Source organism: Paraburkholderia sp. (genome assembly GCF_035501035.1).
In the GTDB taxonomy this organism is placed as follows: domain Bacteria; phylum Pseudomonadota; class Gammaproteobacteria; order Burkholderiales; family Burkholderiaceae; genus Paraburkholderia.
On record NZ_DATJWR010000102.1, the window covers coordinates 1 to 7395 of the forward strand.

Annotated in this window: 5 protein-coding genes; all 5 read right to left on the minus strand. The window is 63.9% G+C overall.

Translation table 11 applies throughout. The features are described from left to right. Positions 1-629, minus strand: a 629-nt coding sequence (locus tag VMJ11_RS07550) for a PqiC family protein (protein ID WP_325618507.1), incomplete at its 3' end; no start/stop codon positions are given. Next, the gene (locus VMJ11_RS07555; protein WP_325618510.1) at positions 626-2221 is read right to left on the minus strand and encodes an intermembrane transport protein PqiB; all 1596 of its coding nucleotides are present in this window, start codon (positions 2219-2221) and stop codon (positions 626-628) included. The genes VMJ11_RS07555 and VMJ11_RS07550, both read right to left, overlap by 4 nt. A gap of 8 nt (positions 2222-2229) precedes the next feature. After that, entirely contained in the window at positions 2230-3615 is a 1386-nt protein-coding gene (locus tag VMJ11_RS07560; protein ID WP_325618516.1) for a PqiA/YebS family transporter subunit, read from the minus strand. Between the two features lie 94 nt (positions 3616-3709). Next, positions 3710-5185 (minus strand): efflux transporter outer membrane subunit, encoded by a 1476-nt coding sequence (locus tag VMJ11_RS07565; RefSeq protein WP_325618512.1) that lies wholly within the window; start codon positions 5183-5185, stop codon positions 3710-3712. A 2-nt stretch (positions 5186-5187) separates the two neighbouring features. Continuing rightward, positions 5188-7395 (minus strand): efflux RND transporter permease subunit (locus VMJ11_RS07570; protein ID WP_325618514.1); only part of this gene is annotated, 2208 nt, incomplete at its 5' end.

Consider the following 7395-nt stretch of genomic DNA (forward strand, 5'->3'; position numbering starts at 1 on the left):
CTAGACGGCCGATCCGCGGCGGTCGCCGCGAAGTCGCGCACGACCTTGGCTATCTGAGCAGCGATTGCGTCGATCGCACGACGATGCCCGTCGACGATCGCCTGATACCCGCCAGACACGGGCTCAGTCACTGTGCTGTGGCAGGTGAGGGTCTCCTGGCCCTCAGACCTGCTTACACTCCATACGGCGTCAACCAGTACATGTGAACCGGGCCACGATTCAAAGCGCTGAATGTCGACGCCGACCTGATAGACGGGAACCTCCCCACCACGGCCAACCGCGCTGGCAGCGGATGCGCCCGCCTGCTGGCTCACGCGAGCAGCCAGTGCATAGCGTATCTCGTCCGGAAGGGCCGACGACCAGCGATCGTCTTCCAGCACCTGCACCTGGGCCGGGTTGACCTGTACCACAAGCTGACTTCTGGCGACGGCGGCCGGCACTTTCACCGGGCGCACGTCGATCAGCAAAGCGGGGCTTGTCGTATTCTTCGCGATGGTCGGCTCTGCGTCGGTTCCGAGCGTGTAGAAGCGCGTCGCGGGCGTTGCGCACGCCGTCAGCAGGGCGAGCCCGACGACTGAGACGAGTGTCCTCACCGTGGTGCGGAACGAGCGGGATTGCCTTGCGATCATTGCTGGTCTCCTTTTTTGCCAAATAGCAGCGCCTGCGGATGCCGCTCCAGGTAGTCGGAGAGCGCATTGAGCGACTGCAGCGTGCGCGTGAGCTGCTGCATGGCGTCCTGAACGTCCGACTGCATCGGCGCAGTCTGCCGCAGCGTCGATTCCGCGGTCGCGAATGTCTTTTGTGCGGCAGCGAGCGTGTCGCGTGCTTGCGGCACGACCTCGGTGTCCATATGTCCGAACAGCCTGCTGGCGTTCTCCAGCGCACCGTCGAGATGGGCGCCGATCCGGTCGAACGGCACCTGGTTCAGTTTCCTTGCGATGTCGGCCACCTGCACCTGAAGCTCGTCGAGCGTGTTAGGCACAGTCGGCAGTTCGATCGGGTTGCTGTGCACGTCGACGCTCGCGCGAGGCGCTTTCGGGAACATGTCCAGCGCGACATATAACTGTCCCGTCAGGAGATTGCCGGTCCGCAATTGCCCGCGCAGCCCTTCCGTCACCAGATGCTGCAGCATTTCGTGCCCGCCTGCCGTGTCCGGTGCAGGCAGCGCCTCGCTGGAGCGCCGGCTAAGCCGGTCAGGGTAAAGCGCCATCGCCACCTTCATGCTGAAGCTCTTCTGCTTTTCGTCGTACTCAATACCAATCTCGGTCACCTGCCCCAGCGCAATCCCGCGAAGGTCGACAGGTGCGCCAACAGACAGCCCACGCAAAGACTGATCGAAACGCATGACCACGTTGAGCGGCTGGCCGTCGGGCTCGCGCATGGCATCCGATTCGTCCGCGGCGAGCAGGAACTCCGCCTTATCTGCCGCCGGCCGTCCAGCGTCCTGACCCGCCGGAGACTGGAATGCCAGCCCTCCGACGACGACCGTCGCGAGCGATTGCGTATTGAGCTTCAGCCCGTTGGAATCGAGACGCAGATCGACGCCGCTTGCGTGCCACCACCGCGTATTGGTACCGACGTACTGATCGTACGGTGCATTCACGAAGACATTGACGATGACACCCGCGCCGTGAGGATCGAGGGAGTAGCCAATCACCTGACCCGCCTGGATACGGTGGTAGAAGATGGGGGCGCCGATATCGATCGAGCCCAGCGACTCGCCTCGCAGCGTGTACTGATGCCCCGGCTGCCCCGTGGTGACAATGGGCGGGCTTTCAAGACCGAGGAACGCGGATTGCCTCTCGGTCGAACGCCCGATGTCAACGCCGATGTACGCGCCAGAGAGCAGCGTACCGAGGCCCGAGATGCCGTTGGCGCCAACGCGCGGGCGTACCACCCAGAACCGCGTGCCTTGCGTCGCAAATTTCCCTGCGTCCTTGCTCAACTGGATACTCGCGATGACACGCCGCAAATCCGCGGACAACGCAATGCCTTGCACAACACCGATTTCAACGTCCTTGTACTTTACCTTCGTCTTGCCTGCCTCGATGCCCTCGGCGTTATTGAAGGTGACCGTCACGACGGGCCCTTTTTCTGCAACGGATTTGACCACCAGGGCAACACCGATCAATGCCGAGATCAGGGGTACTAACCAGATGAGGGATGGCAGCCAACGTTTGCGCGGCTTGAGTTCAGGTCCGGATAGATTGGAAAGATGCATCGTCTGTTTCAGGATATGCGGTTTGCGGGGAGGGGAGCAGCCAGAGCTTCATCGTTCGCAGTTGGGGGGTGACGCTGCTGCGCGTCCACGTTGTCCCAGATTAGCCGCGGATCGAACTGATGCGATGCGAGCATGGTCAGGATCACGACCGCTCCGAAAGCGAGGGCGGCCGGTCCCGCAGTGATGACGGCAAGCGAGCCGAAATGCACCAGTGTGACCGTCAATGCAACGACGAAGACGTCGAGCATTGACCATCGGCCAATGCGCTCGACGATCCGGTACAGGGTTGCTCTTTCACGAGCGCGCCAGCCCGAACCGCGAGAAGCGGCTACCGTGAGAAGCGTGAGAACAACGAGCTTGAGAACCGGCACGAGAACGCTGGCGACAAAGACGACGACAGCAAGGGGCCAGTCTCCCGATGTCCAGAAATACGCGACGCCACCAAGGATCGTGTCGTCCTCCGATCTGCCCACGGATGACGCGTGCATGATCGGCAGCAGGTTCGCCGGAATATAGGCAAACGCTGCGGCAAGAAGCAGACTGGCCGTTCGCGCCAGGCTGTCCGGCCTGCGTTCGTGCAGCACATGCTCGCATCGGGAGCAGCGCTGGTGAGCCTCCCCTTCAATGCGCGTCTGAACCAGTCCGCACGCGTGACAGCCGACAAGTCCGGCGCGTCGTGCCGTGATCGCGGGAGGTGAGCCAGCTTTGCGCACCCCCAATGGCCGTGTGAAACGCCCTCGCCTTGTACTCACTCTTGACCAGCGAACGTCCGCCATTCGGGAACGCCTGATTTCGTCAGGGACCGCCCAGAGCCGGCTCGGGTCGAAGGAAGCCACAACGCCCAGCATGAAGGTCAGCGCGCCCGTTGCGAACAATCCCGGTCCCGGGATCACTTGCGCGATGCTGACCATTTTCACGATCGTCACCAGCACGCCGAGCATGAACACCTCGACCATGCCCCAAGGCCGAACGAGCTGCACGAGACGCACCATCGCATTGAAACGGGGTGGCAGTTTGCCTAGCCGCAGCGGGACCAGCACATATAGCAATGCGAGCAGTTCGATCAACGGGAAAAGCACCGCGGAGCAGAACACCATGATCGCGACGACGCGCATGTTGCCGGACCAAAGCGAGCGCACGGCGCCAAACAGCGTCGCCTCGGATGTCATGCCGTTCGCGCGTAGCTCGATCACAGGGAAACGCTGCGCGATGCAAAACACGATCAATGCGGCGAACGTCACAGCGCAAACCCAGTCAAGCGGCCATCCGCTACCCGGTAGCGCTGTCATGCCCGCACCGCAGCGCGAACAGGCTGCGCGGCGCCCTTTGACACTAAAAGGCTTGCGAAACAGCAGATCGCATTCGTGGCAGACAATGAGTCTCTGATATTCCATACGGAAATAAAGCGGGAAATCCTGGGGCATTCATACTGGCGCGACGGCGAGGGCGTTCCAGGAGGATCGCCCTCGCGTTTCACGAACGCCTGAATCAATGCGTCGATGCAGTCGTCTGCGGACTCTGCTGAGCCGGGGGCAGTTCCCCCATCGACTGGAACAGTGCGGCTGTATCGCTCATGCGCTGGCCGGCTGCGCGCACTGCGCCAATCTCTGCGTCGAGATACCGCGACTCGCTCGCGTGCGTTGCAGCGGAAGGCAGCGAGCCCAGGCGGTGGCGCGACGACGTGTCCTCGAATGCCGTGCGCGCGGCGTCGGCGGCGATTTCGCTCGACGCCTGGGTCTGTGCGTCGTTATCCAGCGCGGCGAGCGAATTCGCCACATCCTGGAACGCCGAGAGCACAGTGGACTTGTAATGCAGCACGGTGGCGTCGTAAGTATCGATCGACGCGCGGCGCTGCGCGAACAGCGCGCCCCCATGGAAGATCGGCTGCGAGAGGCTCGCGCCGATGGCCCAAAGGCCGCCCGCGCCCGAAACCACTGCTGGCCAGCTAAAGCCGCCGCGACCCATCGCGCCCGTCAGCGACAAGCTCGGGAAGAGTTGCGCCGTTGCCTCGCCCACATCGGCTGCCGCTGCCTTGACGGCGGCGTCGGCTGCCTGGATGTCCGGGCGCGAGCGCAACAGGTCCGAAGGCACCGCGACGGGCACGTGCTCGGGCAGCGACAGGCTGTCCAGATCCGGCACGTTTGGGGCGTTGTCCGGCGTACGGCCCATCAGCACCGCGAGTGCATGAACCGCCGTCGCGCGTTGCTGACGCAGTTCCGGCAACGTCGCCGCGATGGAAGCCGCGTCCTGTTTCGATTCGAGCGCCTGTACACGTGAGACAGCGCCGAGCGCGTAGCGCTGCGCATCTTCGTTCGCCGCATCGTTCGATACCGCAACGAGCCGCTCGGTGAGCGCAATCTCCCGATCGAGCGCCGCCACATTGATCGTGGCGGCCACGATGTTTGCAGCGAGCGCACGGCGCGACGCTTCCAGTTCGAACGCCTGCACATCCACACGGGCCGCGCTCGCCGAATTCATGTAGCGCGCCTGGCCGAACAGGTCGAAGGTGTAATGCGCGAGCAACTGCCCGGCAAAGAAGTTGTATTGCACCTGCTCGGGGAGGCCGAGCTGGGGCGCGACTGGTGAACGGGCGCGCTGTACCTGCGCAGCGCCGTCGATCGATGGCAGCGTCGACGAGCCGATCTGCGCGCGCAGTTGCTCTTGCGCAGCAGCGAGCGTACGCTGCGTCGCCGCAAGCGTCGGGCTGTTACGCAGTCCTTCGTCGACAAGCGCATCCAGCGCGGCGCAGCGGTAGAGCCGCCACCATTGCGGCCCGGGAGTCGCGCCGACATCGAAGGTCTGCGCAACGCCACCCGCGGCCACCGTCTTCGCCGGCTGAGCCTGCGCACCGTAGTGCTCGGGCGACGGCATGGCCGGCGCCTCGCCGCTCGGCCCGAACGAACACGCCGTCACTGCGAGTGCCGCAGCCACGGCCAGCACAGTTGTCTTGTAGGTAAAAGTCATGATCAACCCTCCGTATGCTCGACGACGACCTCTTGCGCGCCGCGCTCGTCGCGGCAGACCCTGAAGCACGTGGCGTAGAGCGCGGGCAGGAAAAACACCGTCAGCACCGTGGCGATGGTGATGCCGCCCATCAGCGCTGTCGCCATGGGTCCGAAGAAGCCGGAGCGCAGCAGCGGAATCAGCGCGAGCACGGCAGCAGCGGCGGTCAGCATGATCGGCCTGAAACGCCGCACTGTTGCGCCGATAATGGCGTCGAAGCGCGCGTGGCCCGCCGCGATGTCCTGGTCGATCTGGTCCACCAGAATCACCGAATTGCGCATGATGATCCCGAACATCGCAATCACACCGAGCAGCGCGACGAAGCCAAACGGCTTGCCGAACAGCAAGAGCGCTGTCACCACGCCGATCAGACCCAGCGGTGCGGTGAGCACGACGATGAAGGTGCGCGCGAAGTTTTTCAGCTGGATCATCAGCAGTGTCAGCACCGCGATGATCATCAGCGGCATTTCCGCGTTGATCGACGTCTGGCCCTTCACGCTCTCTTCGACCGCCCCGCCCACCTCGATCCGATAGCCCACAGGCAGCGTCGAGCGCACAGCAGTGAGTGCGTGTTCGATGTCGCGTGTCACGTCGATGCCCTGCGCGTCGCCGCGCACGTCGGCCTGCACGGTAATCGTCGGCTGGCGGTCGCGCTCCCAGATCACGCCGTACTCGAGCGTATCGCGTACATGTCCAAGCGAGCCGAGGGGCACGGGGCCGTTGGGTGTCGGTATCGCAAGGCTCATGAGCTTCGCGGGATCGACGCGCTCGCTCTTCGGCGCGCGCAGATCGACGTTGATCAGCTTGTCTCGCTCCCGGAACTGGGTGACGGTGTAGCCGGAAAGCGCCATGGCGAGGAAGCTGGAAACGTCCTCTGAAGTGACGCCAAGCTGGCGCGCCCGGTTCTGGTCGATCTCGAACGAGATCGAACGTTCAGCCGGCTCGTCCCAGTCAAACTGCACGTTGCGCGTGCGCGAGTCGGCGCGGACCTTCTCTGCGACCTCTTCCGCGATCAGGCGCACAGTCGCAATATCGTCACCGCTCACGCGGAACTTGATCGGGAAGCCGACGGGCGGCCCGTTCTCGAGTCGTGCGACGCGTGTGCGGACGCCGGGGAAATCCTTCTCGAGTTTCGCGTCGAGCCAATGCATCAGCTCCTCGCGCGTCTCGACGTCTTCGGCGGTAATGACGAACTGCGCAAAGTTCGGCTGTTGGAGCTGCTGGTCGAGCGGCAGATAAAAGCGCGGCGCGCCCGTGCCGACGTAGTCGACGAAATGGTCGATCCCGGGCTTTCCATCGAGAGCCTTCTCGAGGCGCTTCGATTCACGTAATGCCGCCTCGAACGAAGCGCCTTCCGGCAGCCGGAGGTCGACCAGCAGTTCGGGCCGCTCGGAGTTCGGGAAGAACTGCTGCGGCACGCGCGTGAATGCCCCTATTGCAATGACGAAGAGCACGCCGGTGACCCCGAGCACGACCCAGCGTCGGTCGATACACGACGCGACCCAGCCCGACAGGCGCCGGTAAAAGCCCGTGTTGTAGACATCGTGTTCATGGCCGTGGCCACCGCTCGCGTGAGCCTTGCGCTCCGGAAGCAGATGGAAGCCCAGCAACGGCACCAGCACGACCGCAGCGAACCACGAAACGATGAGCGCAATCGCCGATACCTCGAAGATCGAGCGTGTGTATTCACCCGTGCTCGATTTCGCGAGCGCGATCGGCAGGAAGCCCGAGACCGTCACGAGTGTGCCCGTCAGCATTGGGAATGCGGTGCTCGTGTAGGCAAAGGCCGCCGCGCGCATGCGGCTCCAGCCCTGCTCCAGCTTCACGGCCATCATTTCGACGGCGATGATGGCATCGTCGACGAGCAGCCCGAGCGCGAGCACGAGCGTGCCGAGCGAGACCTTGTCCAGGCCGATACCGAATAGATGCATGCACAGCGCCGTCACGGCCAGCACGATCGGAATCGTGATGACGACGACCATGCCCGTGCGCAGGCCGAGCGAAACGAGGCTGACGACCAGCACGATCGCCACCGCTTCGCCAACCGCCTCGACGAAGTCGTCTACCGAGTGCTTGACCGCGTGCGGCATGCTCGAGACCGGCTCGAGCTTCAGACCGGCCGGCAGCGACGCCTGCAATTGCGCTGTCTTCGCGTCGAGTGCCTTGCCGAG